Origin of the sequence: Algoriphagus aquimarinus, assembly GCF_900112005.1 — a bacterium.
GTDB lineage: Bacteria > Bacteroidota > Bacteroidia > Cytophagales > Cyclobacteriaceae > Algoriphagus > Algoriphagus aquimarinus.
This window is the reverse complement of the sequence record NZ_FOKK01000007.1, coordinates 175,293-195,467: the sequence shown is the minus strand read 5'-3', so window position 1 is coordinate 195,467 and position 20,175 is coordinate 175,293. Positions and strand designations below refer to the sequence as shown.

At 38.9% G+C, this 20,175-nt stretch carries 20 protein-coding genes; 5 read left to right on the top strand and 15 right to left on the bottom strand.

Annotated elements, in window-relative coordinates:
• Positions 1-423: 423 nt before the first annotated feature.
• The 6 genes from BM291_RS11195 to BM291_RS11170 all read right to left on the bottom strand — a co-directional run bounded on the left by BM291_RS11195 (position 424) and on the right by BM291_RS11170 (position 6,049).
• Positions 424-1,038, bottom strand: a complete 615-nt coding sequence (locus tag BM291_RS11195; RefSeq protein WP_092897379.1) for a hypothetical protein — start codon at positions 1,036-1,038, stop codon at positions 424-426.
• A complete protein-coding gene (locus BM291_RS11190) occupies positions 1,035-1,379 on the bottom strand; it encodes a PadR family transcriptional regulator (protein WP_092897377.1) in 345 nt (114 codons plus the stop codon). The genes BM291_RS11195 and BM291_RS11190 overlap by 4 nt, the downstream gene beginning before the upstream one ends.
• A 320-nt stretch (positions 1,380-1,699) precedes the next feature.
• Positions 1,700-2,464 carry a type I methionyl aminopeptidase gene (gene map, locus BM291_RS11185; protein ID WP_092897375.1) on the bottom strand — a complete coding sequence of 255 codons (765 nt, stop codon included), beginning with the start codon at positions 2,462-2,464 and terminating at the stop codon, positions 1,700-1,702.
• 12 nt (positions 2,465-2,476) lie between these two features.
• Positions 2,477-3,766 (bottom strand): erythromycin esterase family protein, encoded by a 1,290-nt coding sequence (locus tag BM291_RS11180; protein WP_217647304.1) that lies wholly within the window; start codon positions 3,764-3,766, stop codon positions 2,477-2,479.
• 151 nt (positions 3,767-3,917) lie between these two features.
• Complete coding sequence (locus BM291_RS11175; protein ID WP_092897371.1) at positions 3,918-4,961, bottom strand: flavin monoamine oxidase family protein; 1,044 nt, start codon at positions 4,959-4,961, stop codon at positions 3,918-3,920.
• 281 nt (positions 4,962-5,242) lie between these two features.
• Positions 5,243-6,049, bottom strand: a complete 807-nt coding sequence (locus BM291_RS11170) for an SDR family oxidoreductase (RefSeq protein WP_092897369.1) — start codon at positions 6,047-6,049, stop codon at positions 5,243-5,245.
• Here BM291_RS11170 and BM291_RS22045 point away from each other — a divergent pair.
• Positions 6,048-6,191 carry a hypothetical protein gene (locus BM291_RS22045; protein WP_175499685.1) on the top strand — a complete coding sequence of 48 codons (144 nt, stop codon included), beginning with the start codon at positions 6,048-6,050 and terminating at the stop codon, positions 6,189-6,191. The genes BM291_RS11170 and BM291_RS22045 overlap by 2 nt on opposite strands.
• Before the next feature lie 47 nt (positions 6,192-6,238).
• Here BM291_RS22045 and BM291_RS11165 read toward each other — a convergent pair whose 3' ends face one another.
• From BM291_RS11165 to BM291_RS11155, 3 genes are all read right to left on the bottom strand, one after another.
• Positions 6,239-7,630: a DUF1593 domain-containing protein gene (locus BM291_RS11165; protein ID WP_092897367.1), complete on the bottom strand. Its 1,392-nt coding sequence runs from the start codon at positions 7,628-7,630 to the stop codon at positions 6,239-6,241.
• A 75-nt stretch (positions 7,631-7,705) separates the two neighbouring features.
• Positions 7,706-9,094: a pectate lyase family protein gene (locus tag BM291_RS11160; RefSeq protein WP_092897365.1), complete on the bottom strand. Its 1,389-nt coding sequence runs from the start codon at positions 9,092-9,094 to the stop codon at positions 7,706-7,708.
• A gap of 45 nt (positions 9,095-9,139) precedes the next feature.
• A complete protein-coding gene (locus tag BM291_RS11155) occupies positions 9,140-10,435 on the bottom strand; it encodes a nucleoside hydrolase-like domain-containing protein (protein WP_092897363.1) in 1,296 nt (431 codons plus the stop codon).
• 121 nt (positions 10,436-10,556) lie between these two features.
• On the opposite strand from BM291_RS11155, the gene BM291_RS11150 reads away from it, so the two are divergent.
• On the top strand, positions 10,557-11,390 hold the full coding sequence (locus BM291_RS11150; protein WP_092897361.1) for a helix-turn-helix domain-containing protein: 834 nt from the start codon (positions 10,557-10,559) through the stop codon (positions 11,388-11,390).
• An 80-nt stretch (positions 11,391-11,470) separates the two neighbouring features.
• On the opposite strand, the gene BM291_RS11145 is transcribed toward BM291_RS11150, so the two are convergent.
• From BM291_RS11145 to BM291_RS11135, 3 genes are all read right to left on the bottom strand, one after another.
• Positions 11,471-11,983, bottom strand: coding sequence for a DUF4943 family protein (locus tag BM291_RS11145; RefSeq protein WP_092897359.1), 513 nt, complete (start codon positions 11,981-11,983; stop codon positions 11,471-11,473).
• Between the two features lie 154 nt (positions 11,984-12,137).
• Positions 12,138-13,568 (bottom strand): alanine/glycine:cation symporter family protein, encoded by a 1,431-nt coding sequence (locus BM291_RS11140; RefSeq protein WP_092897357.1) that lies wholly within the window; start codon positions 13,566-13,568, stop codon positions 12,138-12,140.
• A 354-nt stretch (positions 13,569-13,922) separates the two neighbouring features.
• Positions 13,923-14,288 carry a VOC family protein gene (locus BM291_RS11135; protein WP_092897355.1) on the bottom strand — a complete coding sequence of 122 codons (366 nt, stop codon included), beginning with the start codon at positions 14,286-14,288 and terminating at the stop codon, positions 13,923-13,925.
• Positions 14,289-14,724: 436 nt separating this feature from the next.
• Between BM291_RS11135 and BM291_RS11130 the strand changes: the two genes are divergently transcribed.
• Together BM291_RS11130 and BM291_RS11125 are read left to right on the top strand one after the other, a co-directional pair.
• Positions 14,725-15,432: a hypothetical protein gene (locus tag BM291_RS11130; protein ID WP_092897353.1), complete on the top strand. Its 708-nt coding sequence runs from the start codon at positions 14,725-14,727 to the stop codon at positions 15,430-15,432.
• A 53-nt stretch (positions 15,433-15,485) separates the two neighbouring features.
• Complete coding sequence (locus BM291_RS11125; RefSeq protein WP_092897351.1) at positions 15,486-15,704, top strand: hypothetical protein; 219 nt, start codon at positions 15,486-15,488, stop codon at positions 15,702-15,704.
• A 14-nt stretch (positions 15,705-15,718) separates the two neighbouring features.
• Here BM291_RS11125 and BM291_RS11120 read toward each other — a convergent pair whose 3' ends face one another.
• The 3 genes from BM291_RS11120 to BM291_RS11110 form a co-directional block, all read right to left on the bottom strand.
• The gene (locus BM291_RS11120; protein WP_092897349.1) at positions 15,719-16,885 is read right to left on the bottom strand and encodes a PQQ-dependent sugar dehydrogenase; all 1,167 of its coding nucleotides are present in this window, start codon (positions 16,883-16,885) and stop codon (positions 15,719-15,721) included.
• A 138-nt stretch (positions 16,886-17,023) separates the two neighbouring features.
• Positions 17,024-17,284: a glycoside hydrolase family protein gene (locus tag BM291_RS11115; RefSeq protein WP_245786841.1), complete on the bottom strand. Its 261-nt coding sequence runs from the start codon at positions 17,282-17,284 to the stop codon at positions 17,024-17,026.
• Positions 17,285-17,455: 171 nt separating this feature from the next.
• A complete protein-coding gene (locus BM291_RS11110) occupies positions 17,456-18,325 on the bottom strand; it encodes an AraC family transcriptional regulator (RefSeq protein ID WP_092897347.1) in 870 nt (289 codons plus the stop codon).
• A gap of 310 nt (positions 18,326-18,635) precedes the next feature.
• Here BM291_RS11110 and BM291_RS11105 point away from each other — a divergent pair, with 310 nt between their 5' ends.
• Complete coding sequence (locus tag BM291_RS11105) at positions 18,636-20,156, top strand: fucose isomerase (protein WP_245786840.1); 1,521 nt, start codon at positions 18,636-18,638, stop codon at positions 20,154-20,156.
• Positions 20,157-20,175 lie beyond the last annotated feature (19 nt).

Below are 20,175 nucleotides of genomic sequence, written 5' to 3'. Positions count from 1 at the left end.
TGACTTGTTCTTTTGCAATCCGTTTCGCTCAAGTCCGAAATTTACTATAAACACAAACACCATTATTTGCATCTATCTTTTCTTATTGCGTCTATTTCGCAATTGCACCAAAGTCATAGGGTTTCGCTACTACCAAATTAAGAATTTCGGTTAGATAAGTTCAGAAAAATGTGGAGACCATTAGAAATCCAAGGGTAGGGGTTCGAGATTACATATCTCGAAGAATGGATTCAAAGAATGGGAGGTATGCGTCAGGGAGACTGGGTAACGGAGAAGGCTAAGAGCAGGTGGGTATTAAAACAGAGTCACTTTGCGTCACAACCAAAGTTTATCAAAGTTTATCAAAGTTAATGACTTTTAAATTTAGCACTTTCCGCCCACTTGCTCTTAGCCAATATTGACAGCTGTACATTTTTATTTAAATTAAATCTGCTCTATTGATTTTCGGTACATTCGAAAAAACAGGAAAGGCAGAAATCCGAATGCAATTATTAATGTTCCTATAACAACTAATAAAGAACCGTATTGCATTCCGCTTGTCCTTAATATGATACCTAAACCAGTTACAATTGCTCCACTGAAGCCTAAAATGATTTTAAGTTTTTCAGATAAAGCTTTACCCAAGGTCATTTTATATCTATTAATAGCTAGCATTGGCAAAAAGAGCAGTAAAAAGCAAATCATTCCAAAAGTTAACATGTCTCCTCCACCTTTCCAGTTTAAATACTTAAATAACCACCCAAGGGTCATGCTCATAGAGGCTAGAAGACCAATTAAATACATAATCTTTTTCATACCAATTATCTTTTTAGAGTTTAACAAATAAATAGTTTCCTTTTGAATTTCATCAAATCCATTGGGGCAAATGTGATTCAAGGCTTTTACATAAGCAGATTCAAATGAACCCCCTTTATTTAGTTCGTTTTCTATAAAGCAGCAAAAATGATCAAGCAAGTCATCTTTAAGTTCTGAAATAGAAATTTCACTTTTTTCAATTTCCCCTTTTATAAAAGAAACCTCTTGGTCCTCTAAAGTCATAGAAAAGAAGCTTTTTGATGAGGAAATACAATATGCTGAATTGTCTTAATAAACTCACTGAGCTCATTATATAATGCGATCTTTCTTTCCTGCCCCTGTTTTGTTATAGAATAATATTTTCGAATCCGTTTTCCTACATTCACTGTCTCAACTTCCACAAGACCATCACTCAACAGCTTGTGCAAGGCAGGATACAGGGAACCCTCTTTAATTAATATTTTATTGTCTGATAGTTCCTTTACTTTTTGAGTTAGCTCATAGCCATACATTTTCCCATTTTCATCAAGTAATTTAAGTAGGATGGTTGTAAGAGTTCCTTTTAGTAGTTCTGTAGAATTCATAAAGCGAATATACATAGAATTATGATACATCAAAATTCTATGTATATAGAATTTAAAAATAGTTCTCAGGGTATTGCAGCCAACACATGTATATACTCAACTCCCATTTCCTTTTGCGTCTATATCGCAATAGTCCACAGGTCATCTGGGTTTCACTATGACCAAATTAAGAATTTCGGTGAGATTTTAATCTGAATGTTGTAAGGCTCGGTCCACTGTTAAGAATTTAAGATTAAGTAATACATCTTTGTAGGGACTCGAAGTTCAGGTTTTTAATAAATCAAAGCATGTAAATTCTCGATCAGGCTGATTTTAGCTTGTTAATCCCAAAATCCATTCGCTTTCGTCAAAATCACTGGCGCATCGTCTGTGATGAGAATTGTCTGTTCATGCTGAGTGACAAATCCACCTTTGTTTCCTACCAGAGTCCAGCCATCATTCTGCTCTACAGCGATGGTAGAATGGGTTGAGATAAAAGTCTCAATTGCGACGGTGGTATTTTTCTTAAATCGCTCTCGATTGCTTCTGACTCTATAGTTTAAGATGTCTTCTGGCTTTTCATGTAAACTCCTTCCAACTCCATGTCCGGCTAAGTTTTTAATGACCTTAAAACCTGATTTTCTAGCTTCAGTCTCTATCAAATAACCAATGTCAGCGATTTTTACTCCGCCCTTAATCGCGCTTATAGCTTTGTGAAGTATGTCTTTAGAAGCATCCACAAGAGGTTGGTGATTATAAATATCCTTACCAAGTACAAAAGAACCACCGTTGTCTGACCAAAAACCATTCAGCTCCGCGGACACATCTATATTAATTAGATCTCCTTCTTTCAGAATCTTCTTCTTGGAAGGTATTCCGTGAGCAGCTTCTTCATTGATGCTAATGCAAGAATAGCCGGGAAATTTATAGGTTTCGTAAGGAGCTGATTTGGCTCCGTAACTTTTCAAAATTCCGCCTCCAAATTCGTCAATTTCCTTAGTGGACATTCCAACTTTAGCGTATTCTCTCATCAGTTTTAGTGTAGTTCCCACCACTTCTGAGATGCGTTTCATTCCAATTAGTTCTGATTCTTTTGTGATTGACATAGTGTTGTTTTTTTAGTCCTTCTTCAAATTATAATCTGGCACCGAAATACTATCTATGAAAATTATTCCATCAAACATTTCAGAAAATTTTTTAGTAATGAGGTATTTCTTTTTAGGGTTATAACCTGGTCCTCCAAGACCTAATTGTCTATTTTCTGTACTGAAAAAGTTTGTTGAGTCGCCTGTAACAGCTTCTTTCATATCAACAAAGTAAATATCAAAATCTGCCTTCATGAGCGTTTCTGCATATGTTTTTCGAAATGGGCTGTTAAGGGTGTGGCTTTCCCAATAAATAGGCTTGTTGTTCTTAATTACCGCACCCGGAAGAGTCCCAACTCCAAAATCAAAACCAACGGAATAGTAATCACTTTTATAATGCTCTTTCAAGTGTCTTCCTAAATTTATCCACGGCATACCGTAGTAATTGAAAGTTAGGTTATTGACGTGATCATTATGCGCCCAAATAAAAGCCTTCCCATTTTTGGTTTTATTTTCTACTATCCATTTCACATTCTCAAACATTTTCAAATCCCTTACTTCACTCTTTCGGTTTTGTAGATAAGTTGTGTGTTTGATTAAGTAATTCAGAGATCTTAGTATTGATGTATATTCTTGGCTAGTATTCTGCTCAGTTTTAGTTTGAAAATCTACAATGATTTGTTCTATTTCTTTAAGCTTCGGGATTTGATTTCCTGCCCAATCTGATGTTTCACTATAGCCAATTGTAGAGCAACTGTCTGCTGCTGCAAGAAGTTCTTCACCAACAGGGATTTTATGAGTTTTCACAAAATCACGAACTTCTAGATTAATGTCATTCCCACTTTGAATATCCATTCCATAGAAGCGAATTTGTTCTTCATTGGACTTGCTTAAATTGTAATCCCTCATCCATTTCAAAAGATTAACTACTTCCAAACAATGCCAAGGAGCCAAGGTGAATTTATTCATTGTTTTATAAACATCCCCATCTCCTCCACTTATCCATTCATTTACAGACGCCTCAGTTTGGTAAGCCTCCTCCATTATAAAGGCTTTTACATTCTGAGTTTCTACTAAATACTTGAAGAATTTAGCCTTTATATTAAAAAATTCTTTTCCATGATGGGAACCTTCTCCGAATCCAAAAATATGAGCTTCGGCAAATTTATCTGGAACATTGTCAGCGAAAATAACAAGTTCAGTATCAGGATTTGCATCTTCGATTTGTATTGAATTAGCATTGATCCAGGCTATAGTCTCTTCGTCTTGGGCATGAAGATGAAGGGAAATAGAAAATAAAATAGCGAGTAAAATGATTCTCATTGGCATCCCTTGTTGTGGGATTGCCAAATTAGAGATCAAATTTTAAGTTGCTATTCATTAAAGATGAATTTGAGTTCTTTTAACAATCATCAAACTAAAAATGAAAAAGCCGACAAGTAACTGTCGGCTTTTAAACATGTGTGGTGAAATCCTAGTTGGCAGCGATCAGCTTTTTTGCAGTTACATTCCCAGCATACACTGCACCATCCATATATCCGGGAGATTGAGCCGCAGATTCTGCGCTGGAAATGATCATTCGATCATCGTAAAAGGTGTTTTTGAAAATTGGGTTTCCATTATTTTGATGAGGGAAAAGCTCAGGTTCCGAGGATTCATACGTGTGCTTCTCTTCGCTCCAGACGCATTCTGTGTAATCCAAGAAACTTGTAGCTTCCACTCCAAAAGCATTTTGCAACTGCATGATGACACTAGCCTTTCGCTGCTCATAAGTCATCCTCTTGAAGTAGGAGTTGACGAATCCACACAGGGCAAAAGTGGATCTTTCATGATTGCTGTGATCGTAAAACTCCGTAACTGGCCCTGTGTTGCAGAATAGCATTCCGGAGAGTTTTTGTTTTTCCCAAAATGGCTCTTTATAACTCAATGCAACCTTAATGGAATCTTCCATCCAAGTATGGGTGAGTACGGCCGTGTCCATCAACTTGCTAGGAAGTGTTGGGGAAAAAGAGAGTTTCTGAGCCCATAGTTTAGGAGGAAGAGCCAATACAATTTTGCTGGCTTCAAAGCTTTCCTTTGCTATCACCTCTACACCCGTTTGGTGAAAGTGGATCTCTTTCACCTCTTGACTTAGTAAAATATCATCTTTATCCAGCGCAGCATATAGAGTATTGATCAGATGAGATGTACCTCCAGAGATTCTGTAGCTAGGAGCCTGAGGTGGAATTTGTATAGCTTCTGCGGGTGAGTTTGGAGAGTTTTGAAAGAGTACGCTACCAGCCATGCTTTGCTCGAAATATCCAATTCCCAACTCATTCAAGAGTGCATGCAAATGCTGGTGCTGGTCTGTAAACCAAGTTGCTCCCATTTCTACAGGTGTATTGTCTGATCCTACTACCGTGTTTATCCTTCCTCCAATTCTTGCTCTAGCCTCTAGAATTTTGAATGGAATTCCTTCCTTTTTTAGGCGGTAAGCCGTCAATAGACCCGATAAGCCTGCTCCAATTAGTATGATCATTTTATTAAAAAATTCTAATTATGTCAATTATGCCAAGTATCTTATTTTCTTTGGGTAGGTGGCGGGAGGACCTTCCGATAGCTATCGGAAGACCGATGACTGAAGTGCCGAATTTGCTAATTTTAACCATTTGCTAAGTCGCTTTTGTCTTTTATTGATGCAAGAACGGATATAAATAAATAATAGACGAAAACCTAGATGACTATACTATAGTGATTGATAGTGTAAGTGCTACTAAAGAAAGCCTGAATTCTATGTGTGAAACATTGCTCTTTGAAATCTTATTTCTTTCGACCGACGAAGTGTTCCATTGTTTTATAAATGCCCATCACAGAACCAGCAAACCAATCAAAAGCATTGACTGACAAGAAACCTTGGCCTATCCGAGTCAATCGATAAATGTATCCTGGTATAGTCAGCATTCTTGTGTTATTCTCGATGGCTTTTACAATCGTAAGTGCTGCCGCCTCAGGTTCGAGAATCGGGATTTTTGATTTTACTCCGTCAAACATGCCAGTATTGATGTAATAGGGCATGATAGTCGTAATATTCACGTCTTTATTCAATTGCTTCATTTCCAATCGAAGGCTATCCGACCAACCAATTAGCGCCCATTTGCTTGCTGCATAGACTGACATTTTTGGATTAGAAATAAGTCCTCCAGAGGAAGCGATGTTGCAGATATGCCCAGAATTCTGATTAATCATATCTCCCAAAAAAGCACTAGTGACCAACATCGGTGCGTTGGCGTTGACTTCCATCGTTTTAGTAATATCAGTTGTAGAATTCTCATGGAAGAATTTGCCTACTACTATCCCGGCATTATTTATCAGCACGTCAACGACTCCTATTTCCTGCTTTACTTTTAAGGCAGTATCCTGTATTTGCTCAAGATTTGAGACATCGATTTGGTATCCGAAAATTGCTTCTCCGTTTCTGAAATCCGAGATAGTAGCATCAATGCTGGCTTGGTTGATATCCCAAATGATCACCTTGGCTTTTCGCTCCAGCATCAGTCGAACCATGATTTTGCCAATACCAGATGCTCCTCCGGTGATCAGTACTGTTTTTCCTGCTAAATCTTTCATGCTTAATTCTAAATCACAACTATCCTTCTGTCTTGAAACTGCTGCTAATCCGAAAGTAATGGTTTCTAAGTCAGGTTTAAACAAAGATGTGATTTCAAATCTCAAGGAGCAGCGCCAGATTTGGAGAATTGCTTCTCTATAAGAAGGCTAAAAACGAAAAAGCCGACGAATTATCGTCGGCTTTCGATGCTATTTCCCGGCTATAATTATCCTTCGATAACTGGTCAAATTCGGTGAACCATTATCAGTGACTTCGCAGATCAAATGAATTGTCTTTCCTGAGAAGTCTTTTGGGAGATCAAATTTGACAATCTTGGACTCGCTGTTTGGTATGGTTACTTCGCCTTTATAGCTGCCCGCTTCAGGTATAATCCACCATTTGAAACTGAGCTCGTCATTTTCCAGGTCATATGATTTGGAAGCATCAAGCATGACAATTCCACGTTTCTTTGACTGCACGCGGAGAAGTTCTATTCCCTCATTTTTATTGATGACAACTATTGGATTTCGGTTTCCTTTTCCTTCGTTTGCCCAGTCCATTCTGGCTGCGAAATTGTTGAAAGTGGCAGGGTAGAAGTACGCTGAGTATTCTCTTGATTTATCGTAGACAGGAGATTGGAAGTTGGTGAAAGAATCCGTTGCCTTGTCTTCACTGATTCCCTTCACGAAATAACCACCCCAACCCACTTGAGTTGGAACCATCGGATCATTCAGTCCATTGGGCATCAGGTGTAAAAAAGCTGGCGTGTCTCCTTCCACACCGTATTTATATTTAGGATATACTTTGCCCAAATTTCCATTCGATTGGATATGTTCGGCATATTCTTCCCATTTGTTTTTTCCGGTTCCGTTCTGATATTTCCAGGCGGCTTCATCCCAGATAAAAAGTAGGTCATCCTTAAACTCCCCTCTCATCCATTGGTGTGAGCTAATGGCAAAATCAGTTTTCTGATCTCTATCCTGATCGGTGATCGTATAGGTTGGGATTTTGTGAAGAAAAGTCTTCAAATCCGCTTCACTTCTTTCCTGTTGAACCTTCCAGATAGCTTGAGCCAAAGTATTTCCTCCGCCCCAAACGGTAATCCATAGCGCACGTTCATCCGCCTCATCCGCAAGTTTGATGATCAGCTCACTTCCGGGAGAATTATTATCTGCACCAATGAATTTGAAGCCTCTGTTTTTACTTCCAAAGACAGTAATGCTTCGCAAATACTCCGGACTTGGCCAGTAGCCTATTTGTTGATGTGATTCATCGGCCAGAAAATCTTGTTGATTAGAGCGCTTCATCAAGTTGGGCAAGTCCTTTTCATAGGCATCTATGGCATCATGAATCAAGTCCATGAAATCATCCCGTGTTTTATCCAGACTCCAGCCTGTAGTAAATATCAGTCCTTCGATTTCATATAAATCCGCATGTACGAGCAACCTGACTAGAGATTCACTATCATCAGTTTCCCAAGTGGATACGTCTGTTAAGACAACCATTCGAGGTTTTGGAGGAGCTTTCTTTGTGTCTTGCTGCGCAAAAAGGCTGTATGAAAGAATTAAAATTAGTAAAAGAGAGAGGCTTGCTTTTTTCATGAATTGAAAATTATGTGTTTCCTGATGGGTCAGATTATAAATTGTTTTTGGATGTGGTTAGCTGATTCCGGACTCCTATTTGATTGAATTCAAATACTTTTCTAACATGGTATAGCCATCTTTCACCAGATTTCGGTCAGCCGAATCTTGGGGATTTAGGTTGTTTGCTTTTTCCCATTTATCTGGCATTCCATCATGATCGGTGTCTTTTGGAGCAGGTAAACTTTTCAGTTCAGGCCAGCCACCTACATCGTTTTGGGTATCTATTATCCCTGATTTTTTTGAGGGATCAGCTAAAGATTGGGTTTTTCTATAGGTTGTTCCTTCGTAAGTTGTAAAACCACCTTTTGTCTCATGGACTATCCTCGTATCCACTTCGTCTCGCTTAGGTAAAGTTGCTCCGGCGTGTGCAAGCACTAAGTCATATGCCTCTTCTGCTGACTGTTGGTTTATGGGCATAGCTTCCCATGGTTTTTCAAGCTTCACATATTTCAAATTTGCTTCTCCACCTTGAGGCTGTATCCCACCGTCCCAATTGTTGGCAGTCACTTTTTCATTACCTACCATTACATTTTTAGCGATATACCATTTTCCAAAATCACTTGTTGTATCCCGCATATTTGGGTTGGCTAATCTATACCGAAGCTCACCGGGTTCTGTAGCAGGTCCTGGCTTGTAATAGTTAGCGACCATATTAATGGTAGAAAATGCAAATTTTGGATTATTGACTTGCTGGTTTTCTCCACCATAAGTGCTGTTGTACCCCCAATTATAGACTACATTATTTCGGTAATCAGTGTAGCCAGATCCTGAAGCCATTCTTGGATTTCGGCTACCATGATGCGCTAGAAGATTGTGGTGATAGCTACTATAGTTTGATCCCCAAATACCTCCAAAGCCATGAGCTCCTTTTATATGATTTGAGTCGTGCATACTCTCCGATATAATACTCCATTGTACCGTTATACTATCATTATGATAAATTGACATGGTTTCATCGACACTCCAACTGGCAGAAATATGATCTAAAATAAGATGCTTGTTATATCTACTAGAGACAGCATCAGTATCATCCCCGGATTCATTCCCAAGTCTTACTCTCAAATATCGGATAATCACATGATCCGCATCGATCACTAAGGGATTCTTTTTGATGCAAATACCATCGCCTGGAGCTGTTTGACCAGCTATGGTGATATAGGGGTTTTTGATACGTAGTGCACTTTCCAGTTCTATTGTTCCAGAAACTTTGAAGACAACAGTCCTGGGTTCCGAAGCATCGACAGCAGCTCTCAAACTTCCTTCACCACTATCATTCAAATTGGTGACTTCATAAACCGCTCCTCCACGACCTCCTTTAGAAAATTTACCATAACCTTCAGCAGTGGGAAATGCCAGTTGCTGAGAAAATGCCAAAGTAAAGGCGAACATGCTCAAAGCGGTAATTAAAATGATTTTTTTCATACTAATGGGTGTATTATTAATTCTTTGAATTTGAAGTAGTCAAAATTACTTTTCCAGCCATTTCCATCTCTCAGCCCAGTTCATTAAAAACTCCTTTCTGTATTTTGAGACGGTTTTCGCCCCTTGCTGATCATCGATAAAAAGCGCTGGATCTAATCGGTCACTGTACCAATTGGAACCTAGTTGATAATCATCTGGACTGGCTTTTCCAGGCCAGGGAATCGTGCTGAAATAAGCTCCTTCCAGTCCATTCAATTCAGGTATAGTACTAGAAGTTTTATATGATCCTTTTTCAGGTTTTTTAGAAGAATACTTTACTCCATAAATTCCATTTCCAATATAATATCCAGGCCATGTTTGATTTTGAACTTCCATTTCAAATACTGCAGAATCCGCTGAGATAGCTATTTCTGGTCCTTCAAATCTCCATTCAATAGTTGCATATGCCGCCACAGTATCTTCCGCAGTACTTCCACCCAAGAATACATTTCTTGAACTGTTGCTGATCTTTTCAAAGCTTCCGCCCCAGCTTCCTCCAGTAGGGTTGTTGGGATCTCCGTTCATTAGGTAAACAAGCGAAGGTGTGTCGCCCATTTTAATGTTGCCTTCATAATAGTTGATGAAATCCTTACCCAAAGCACCTCGATCCTGAATGTAATTTTCATAAAAAGCTTCTCCTTTGAGGTCTTCCGGGGAATCATTGTCCATAAACCAGCCTCTATAGGTCGCATTTGCCTCGATCATCCATAGGTCTGGATGATGTTCTGCTATATAAGAATAAGCATTGATACTCCACTTTTTATTGGGGCCACCTATCCAGTATACTCTGATATTTTCTTTGATTTCCGGAGCGTCATGAAGGGCTTGTGCAAGATCTTCGATTCCTCCCCACACAAGTACCCAAAGCGGTTGTTCACTTTCTTTTTTCGCACATTTAATTATCCACTCTGATCCTTCAGTAGGGGATGTGTATCCTTTGAAAGGAGCAGCATCTTTTTGGCCTTGCTTGGTAATTTTTCTCAGAGACTGTGGAGTAGGAAGTTCTGGAGCATGGGGAAGGAGTTGATTGTAATCTTTTTCATACAAATCAATCATATGCTGAAAATTCTGGGTATTACCTTCTCCATAAGGCGATGAAACCAAGCCTTCGATCTGGAACTTATCTGCATACATCAATAGGTGAATCATCGATTGGAAATCATCAGGATCTGTCCCGCCTATATCTGAACTGATCAATACCCTCGGCTTATGAGGCTTGTCTTGGGCTTGGCTACAACTTAATAAGGAAGCAAAAAACAGTAATGCCAATAAACCCGATATACTTCGCCTTTTCGATTTCATTCTTTATGTTTTCTTATTTATGACCTGATAAAAAATCAATCTTACCTATTCGAATGTAAATTTATTCTCGTATTAGCAGAAAAACTACCTACATTTCTGTATAAACCTATTGGAATCCCAGATGGAAATTACTTTTGATGAAAGTAGAAACGAGTTTAAGCCTTATGGTTTGTCCTGTGAAATATGGTCTCCGAGCCTGATGAGAAAGCCAGATCGACATAATGAGATCGAAATAAACTATTTCCCAAAAGGTGGGATTACCTATCTTTTTCAAGGAAACAAAGTAACTGTTCCTTCTAAAAAACTAACCATTTTCTGGGGGCTTATCCCTCATCAGATAATTGATTTCAAGAGCGATAATCCTTATTACGTTTGTACTGTGCCATTCTCAGTATTTTTAGAATGGAAGCTTTCAGCTCCTTTTGTAGACAGCCTGCTAAAAGGAGAAGTGCTATTTGATGCTTCGGAAGTTCATTCTAGCTACGATGAATTTCTTTTTAACAATTGGCTGAAAGATATTAATGAAGGTGGTTCTCCTGAAGTTGCGCTATTAGAAATCCATGCACGATTGAGAAGAATGTCTATTGGTAATTTGTCCTCTGAAAAAAAGGAACATACTTCACTTCAATCCAATGAAATCAGTCAGGTAGAGCGGATTGCGATTTTCATCGCTCAGAATTATTTCGACCCCATTAAAGTATCGGATATAGGCCATGCGGTTGGTTTGCATCCTGATCATGCGAATTCAATATTCAAAAAGACGTTTGGAAGTACACTTAGCGAATACATCACCGAGGAAAGAATCTCTCACGCACAGCGGCAGTTGGTATCAACAGACAAAAGCATCACAGACATCGTTTTTGACTGCGGCTTCAATTCCATCAGCCGCTTTAATGCAGCTTTCCTCAAAATCAATGGCTGTACTCCCAGAGAATATAGGAAGAGGTATCAGTAGATGGAGAGCCTGAAATTTTCGTCTAGCGTTTGATTTTTAAGAGGGTAGATGGCCAGTGATTGTTAATGAAATCAGGAGAATTAATGCCAGCGATATTCAGTGTTCGACAGTGGATCAATCTCTTTGAACTTATCAAAGTCTTTGTTCTTGTTATTTTCCCACCAGTCAAAGTAGGATTGAGCTACAGTTGCGCGAACACCATTGTTTTGCTCTATCCACTCGAAGTCTTCTTTGTTTTCAACCACTGGATTTTGCGATGGGTAGGTATGAAACAGGTATTTGGAGTTTATCGCACGTGCTCGAATAGATTCAATTGTCCATAGGACATACATTCCTAAAGTGCATTCGGGAGTCAAAGAGGATGAAAGAGTATTGACAGGAAAATCTTTAATGAGCTGACTTTCATTTCTATAAGCTAGAAGCGCTGGAATGTCCCCAGAAGAAAACTCCGGCAACTGGTCAGCATCGTATTTACCTTGCTTTAATAACTCCACGTACCTTTCCACAGTGATAGAAGAGGGATCAGAATCATCCTCACATCCCAAAAAAGTGAGTAGAAGGAGGCAGGTGATGAGGGTTTTTAGAGTTTTCATTTTTGTAAGATTTGATGGCCAATATTTTTGGCGTTTGACTTTATCACTACCAAATTAAAAAAAAAGCCGACAATCAAATGCCGGCTTATAAATGTTCTCTGGTGAATCTGATTGCGCCCTCCGCGTTCCTATGCGAACACTGCGGTTAAATTCACTAATCTCTTTTAACCCAGAAATCAGCATTATCAATCCCAGCATCCTTAGCAATAAAGACTGGATCTTTGCCTTCTTTCTTCTGACGCTGATAATCTTTCAATGCTTTGAAAGCGGGCTTACGTAGAAGGATGATTGCAATGATATTGAGCCAAGCCATCAGGCCTACACCGATATCGCCCATAGTCCAGGCCATTTCGGCAGTTTTGATCGTTCCATAGAATGTAGCTCCTAAAATACCGATTCTTAGTACCCAGATTCCCCATTTATTGTGGGTCTTTCTGATCAAATAACTCAAGTTGGTCTCTGCGATATAGTAATAGGCCATGATCGTAGTAAAGGCAAAGAATAGCAAAGAAATCGCTACAAAGCCTGCTCCAAGAGTAGGGAATTGAGACGCCACGGCATACTGGGTGAATTCTGGCCCATAAGCAACCCCTGGAAGATTCTCAACCAGAAATCCACCATCTGGGTTTTCGACATTATATTGACCCGTAAATAGGATCATCAAGGCAGTTGCGGTACATACAAACAGCGTATCTACATACACTGAAAATGACTGAACCAAGCCTTGTTTCACAGGATGGCTAACCTCGGCTGCAGCCGCTGCATGTGGTGCAGTTCCCTGTCCAGCTTCGTTGGAATAAATTCCTCTTTTAACTCCCCAAGCGATCGCCATACCAAATACTCCACTGAAAGCAGCTTCCATGTTGAATGCTGATTTGAAGATCAAAGCAAAGATTGAAGGCACTTCTGTAATGTTGATTGAGATAATCACGACAGCCATCAGGATATAAGCACCAGCCATAAATGGAATCACCACTTCGGCTACTTTACTGATCCTTTTAACACCACCCAAAATGATCAAGCCCATCAGTATGGTGATCAAAATACCAGTGTACATCACCGGAATATCAAAGGCATTGGCCATACTCAAGGCAATACTATTACTTTGTACGCCCGGCATAAATATGGCTGTCGCTAGAATAGTCGCAAAGGCGAAAAGCATTGCGTACCATTTCTTGCCGATCCCTTTTTCTATGTAGTAAGCCGGCCCTCCTCTGTATTGTCCGTCATTGACTTCCTTATAGATTTGGCCTAGGGTGGATTCTACAAATGCTGAGGACGCACCTAGGAATGCGATGACCCACATCCAGAAAATGGCTCCAGGTCCTCCCATGGCTATGGCAGTAGCTACTCCTGCGATATTTCCTGTCCCTACTCTTCCAGAGATGGCAATTGCGAAAGCTTGAAATGAGGATACTCCTCGTTTAGATGATTCACCCTTGAATAAGAGCTGAATCATTTCTTTTAGATAGGTAACTTGAAGGAATTTGGTGGCAAAGGAGAAATATACTCCGGCTGCCAAGCAAAGAAAAATCAGGGCATTGCTCCAAACAACTGCATTAATAGCTTCTACTATTTCTTTCATATGATTATAATTGATTTTCAAAGGTTGTCCCGATACTCCTGAAAGGAATTGGGATTAATCTCGCGTACTTGATACTCATGTTTTTGAGTGTAGTTTGCTTTACGCTCGATTTCATACTTTGAATTTAAAACTTAGAATTTCTGTAATTAAGTGTGATTCGGGTTTATTTAGAACCCGAATAAAGTAAAAAATAAGCGATTAAAGCAGAAGAATCATTTTAAATGGTGCTAATATTTGATTGATTGCCTTTGAAAATTAGGTCTTGTCGGAAAAAGCTTACTTTTTAATCAGCCTTTCAAACTTGGAAGTGTAAGGTGTAAAACTCAGTTTGTCCAGAGCTATAAGGAGCGGGCATTATACTTCTTTATTGTATTCTATCAGCTCAAATCTATTCCCCCAAGGATCTCTGAAAAAACATCGTTCACGACCTTCGATTACCGAAGAATAACTGATCTCTACATTTTCTTTTTGCAAGAAAGCTTTTGCTCCGGCTAGGTCTTTTACCACCATGGCTGCATGCCTCGCAGAATTGTGTTGATGAATAGCCTCTTCTCGTATGTGCAGTTCGATGTCACCAAATGCTACCCAAATGGCTCCATTAGGATGATTTCCAGGGATTTCTTTAAGAGAAAGTGTTTCGGTGTAAAAGCGCAGTGCTTCTTCTCGTGTATTTGTTGGAATTGTGATCAGCACATGGTCTAAGCGCTCAATATCAATCATATTCAATCTGGGTTACCTAAAAACTTGTATGAGAATTCAGGTATTAAAAGTGCAAAAAAAAGCGTGGAAAAATCAAGTTGTTTACAAGTTACTTTGGGTGATCTCTGGATCTTTTTGATCTACCTATACAGCGTCATAAGCAGGAGATGGATTTGATAGAACTGATGAGCTGACTTTGCTCTGCTCCTATCTCAAAAACAGGCTCGTGAAGGGGTAGGAGTTAATTTAAATGAGCTGTGATTTGAAATTAGGATATGATTCCGCTCCGCAGATTGAGTAAATTTTGTCTCTCATTTTGTTTTGGGGAAATTTGGAAATGCTATTTAAGAGCCTGTAGAGTGGTTTTTAATTTCGGAGGAATTTTTGAAATGATTGTATAGTAAGCTTACGTTGTTAGGTAGGCTTGAGAAATTATTCAATTCAAAATTCATGTCTTATGAAATTAAATTCACTTCCAGTAAATGACCCCTCTTACTTGGAATCCATGACGGAGGGAGTGATGTGGTTCACGGTAAGAAGTAAGAACGAATTAAAGCGTACTGTCGACCGACTTAAATCTGAAGGCATAACCTCCCTACGATTAGGGATAGATTGCGCAGAATTCAATACCAAAAGAGGACTGAAATGGTATGATTGGCTTGTGCCTAGTTTGGCCGAGAGTTTCGAACTGGAACTGTGCTTTGATAATTTTTCGAAGGCATCCCGTCGTTCAGCTTGCAAAAAACATTCTTTACTGGAAATAGTGGAGTACTTCATTCACAAACATGGGCAGCACTTTACACTACTTGAACTATGGAGAAATCCGGAAAATAGATCAAATCAAGATTATGCTGAGAATATTTTTGCAGAAGACATTGTGTTTGTTACTACTTGGGCTAAGCATCTGGGTAAAAAAGTAAGCCTAGGGAGAATACAGACTATTGATTTTGAGTGGATTACTAAATTGATTTCTTCTCAGTTTCTTCAAAATATTGAATGCGTAGAAATTGACAAGGAAGAAGAGGATCTGTGGAGTTCGAGTACTAAGTTTTACGAGCGCACCCTTCGTAGTCTTTTCGCAGCAAAAGGATTGAAAATAGAAATCCGTCCTAGTGTAAAATCTCCTGTCAACTTTCAAATATCAACAGGGGATATCGCTTGTTGAGAAAATATAAATAGAACTATTTGTGATCAGTTTTAAAATTAAAACACAGCACTATGAAACACGAAAAAAATAATGTCATGTATGGTTTGAAGAAAGCCACACATTTTTCAGAAGGCTTGACTTCTTTAGTATCAGGAGCTTATGTTTTGTCGCTAGCAGTGAGTAAGCGAAATGTAGCGCTTAAAATAGCGCTTGGCATAGCGGGAGGTTATCTGATTCTAAGAAGTGGTAGCAGATTGCACTCTGGTAGCTTCAATGATGATATAGTTTAATTGGTATATGAGTTTTATTCGTAGCTGAGCTTATATATTTTATCATCAAATCCACAGATATATAACTCCTGATTTTGGTCTACACCAAAAGAGGAGATGGGGAAATCTGCATTCAATAATTCGGTGTTTATAGGTTTTTGAGGGTTGCTGGTATCCAAACTCCAGATTCTACCTGACACATAATCTGCATAGATATACAATCCTTCCAATTCTTGGTGAGCAGTGCCGTGATAAACAAAACCTCCTGTGATGGAAATATCTCCCTGAGAACGATCGTATTCCCAAACAGGTAATTCTAGTCCATTTTTATCACAATCCGGGGAATTATAACAGTGGAAACCTTCCATGGTATTCCATCCATAATTCCCGCCTTTCTTGACGATATCTATCTCTTCGTACTTATTTTGTCCTACATCTCCAACCCATAGTTGTCCATTGGCTGAGTCAAAGCTAAATCTCCAAGGATTGCGCAAGCCGTAGGCATAAATCTCCTCTCTGTAGCCATCGTTATTGTTTGCAAATGGATTGTCAGCAGGGATTGAATAGTTGATAGATCCATTTTTTTGATTTACATCTATTCTGAGAATGCTTCCCAATAAGGTACTTCTGTTTTGTCCATTTCCTTTTGGGTCTCCGCCATTTCCTCCATCACCTACCGCTATATAAAGATACCCATCCGGACCAAATGAAATTTGGCCTCCATTATGATTGCCATATGGCTGACCATACTCTAATAGAACAAGTTCACTTGCTGCATCTGCCTGATTTGGGTTTGAAGTGGAGACAGAAAATCGGGAAATGACCGTCCGATCAGGATTGGCCGCGGTATAGTTTACATAGAAAAAACCATTGCTTTTATAGTCAGGATGAAACGCCAAACCTAATAACCCTTCCTCATTTCCAGAATCATCTACCTTACTTTCAATAGCCAGGAAATCAGTTTTCGTAGAAGCTCCAGTCTCATTTTGTAAAACTGAAATAACACCCCGTTGCTCCACCACAAACACTCGATTTGAGTTGTCAGCTGCATGTTGAAAATCCACTGGTCTGGTGAAAGAAAGCTTTGGAAAAGCTTCCTCAACGGTAAACTTTCGACTAGGTGAGTTAGGAGATTTGTCTTGTGAACAAGCGGAATTATAAAACAAAACAAGGAGTAGGAGTGAGGAAAGATAGATCTTCATGCTAATAGGTTTTTAATTTGCTTTAGTAAGCTAGTTATTTCTGTGGAGTCAATAGGGTAATCATCTCTTTAAATTTGGTGAGATTTGGTACCAGTTACGTGTAATTTGTGCTTTCAGATTGACTCAGTTAAGCAATACTTACTTCCTTTTCTCGGGTGTAAACATGCTCAGATTCCATTCATTGTACCAGTGAATTTCCATTTCACCTTTTTCTGTGATGGTGATAGGAAGAAATACATATTCTGACTCAGGCTTACCACTTCCATTCCATCGATCACCCATGTAGAGATAGGCGTCTTTGTAACCTGGGATTTTAAATATAAAACAGGGTTGGGAATTGAAAGAGTTGTTGCCTGCATCGCCAATAAATGGGTTGCCATGCTTAGTATAAGGACCCATGATTTTTTCGGAGGTGTAATATAAAGCAGGATTAGGTGTCCATCCTGAACATCCGCTCGTCAGCAGATAGAATTTTCATTAAACACCCTTGGCTTTACAATGTGCCTCTATATATAATCAATAATAGTGGTATATAGGTACAATAAGTAATGGTCTTTTCTTTAGGAGGATTTAAGACAAATACTGTTTCTTATAAGCAAAAGGAGTCATTCCCGTGACTTTTTTAAAATGCCTGTAAAAATTAGAAACATTGTTAAAACCGCATTCAAAGCAGATAACCTCAATGGGCAATTTATCTTCTAGTAAAGCTCGGCACACATTGGATATTCGGATCTCAATTAGAAATTCAAAAAAGGTCTTATTTGTCATTTTTTTAAAATATCGAGAAAAACTCGACAAGCTAAGATTGGCGATGGAAGAAATCTTCTCTAAACTAATTTCTTCACGATAATGAGCTAATACGTAAGAGTAAATTTTTTCTAGTCGATGCATCTCTGAAATATTGACCAGATGACTATTGGCATATCCGGGAGAAATGGATTTATAGTCTGTAGACGTGCTCAATATTTCTAAAATCTCAAGCAGTAGAATAATGCGTTTTAAATTAGACGAGTTTTTTAATTCATGCAATGCTTCTATTATTCTGGCTTTAGTCTGTCCCTGTATTATCATGCCTTTTTTTGCAGTTTCAAATAGCGACTTGATTGATAAAGCTTCTGGTAAGTCTAGGAAATTTCTTCCAAAACAGGTAGGTAAAAATTGAAGTACAAAGGCTTCCACTTCTATAGCAGGATTTGCTTGAAAATACCTGTCCGTACATCGCCAGGTATGGGGTAGGTTTTCACCTAGTAAGATTAAATCCCCATCGGAAAAACTACTGACCGTATCACCTATGTATTGGGTGCCTTCACCTTTGATAATGTAATGCAGTTCTAATTCTGGGTGGAAGTGCCACAGTGTGCCAAAATTTGGTTTTTTGTCATATCTAAAGCTATAAGAACTGTCTGAACTACTGGGTACTTTGTGAAAATGAGGTTTCATATGCTTTTCTTAATTCATTTTACTGTTTGATTTAATTTTAAATGTGTGATACTGACTTTTTGTATGATTTATCGAATGAATATCAGTGCAATCGATGTAAAAACCATATTTAATTAAGGAGATTGACAGGATAGTATAATTTTTTGCCTGAATTTAATAATTTGACCGTATAGATTTCTCTCATATTTGTACATGTTCATTCAATAAACCCACGAGTTAGCAGATGTACGTTAGAAATAAAATTTTATTAGTTACCAGTGGTGATCTACGTTTAGATGCCAATCAGGTTGGCTGGAAATTCCAAGAAAAAATGGAAAAGCAGCTTGAAACCACACTTAATGAATTCGGTTATCAAGTTCTCCGTGGACACAGCTATGACTCTTCAAAGAAGCATGGTTTTATTGATTCTCAAAAGATGGGGATGGAAGTTTTTAAATCTCTTGATCCGACATTACCTATCATAGTTGCAGAAAGTGTTTGGCAGTACACACATCACGTATTGCCTGGATTAATGACGCATAAGGGTCCGATTTTGACTTTGGCAAACTGGGAAGGAATGTCTTCAGGATTAGTAGGGATGTTGAATCTGAATGGATCATTAACAAAAGCAGAGGCTACTTATAGTACGCTATGGAGTAATGATTTTCAAGATGATTTTTTTAAGGAAAAATTAGCCGAATGGCTTAAGACAGGAGTTATCCAACATGATGACTCACATGTTCAGAATTTTGATTCAATAGAGATATCGGACTCAATTAGAGTTTCTGCTAAGGATTTCACCCGAGACTTTTTGAAAAATAAAGCCATAATGGGTGTCTTCGATGAAGGGTGTATGGGCATGTTCAATGCCATAGTACCAGATAAACTATTGAATAAACTCGGGATCTTTAAAGAAAGACTAAGTCAGTCTGCACTTTATGCAGAAATGTTGAGCGTTGGTCAATCAGAAGCTCAATCGGTTTTGAACTGGCTTCTTGAGAAAGGAATGACATTCAACTGGGGCACTAATCCAGCTATAGAGCTTACCAAAGAACAGACACTTGAGCAGTGTAGAATGTATATCGCTGCAATGAGAATTTCGGCTCAATATGGGTGCGATACCATAGGGATTCAGTACCAACAAGGCTTGAAAGATTTAGTAGCAGCAAGTGATTTAGCAGAAGGTCTATTGAATAACATGGATCGTCCGCCTGTTTTTGATGCAGATGGTATTGAGCTTTATCCTAAATCGGTATTACCACACTTCAATGAAGTGGACGAGTGTGCTGGTATTGATGCGCTTATTACCACTAAGCTCTGGTTGACTCTTGGATTAGATCCAGAAACTACCCTCCATGATATCAGATGGGGTGAGGAATACCTCATCAATGGAGAGCCTGAATTTGTTTGGGTGTTTTTAATATCGGGAGCAGCACCTCCTGCCCATTTTATTGGAGGATATACCGGAGCAAGTAGTGAGCGTCAACCTCCAATGTATTTCAAGAAAGGTGGAGGAAGCTTAAAAGGTATTAGTAAGCCAGGTCATATAGTTTGGAGTAGAATATATGTTGAAAATGATTCTCTTTCCTGTGATATAGGCGTTGGTGAAGTGGTTGCTTTGTCGGAGGAAGAAACTCAAAGAAGATGGGATAACACAACGCCGGTTTGGCCTATCATGCATGCAGTCCTACCAGGGATTTCCAAGAATCAGATGATGGCTAGACATAAGGCCAACCATATTCAAGTGGCCTATGCCGACTCTTTAGAATCAGCAAATAGTGCCGCTAAGCATAAAGCCACAGTTTTTAATACCCTAGGCATAAAAACCTTTATATGTGGCGATTTTAAATAATTAACCTAACCCAAAACCC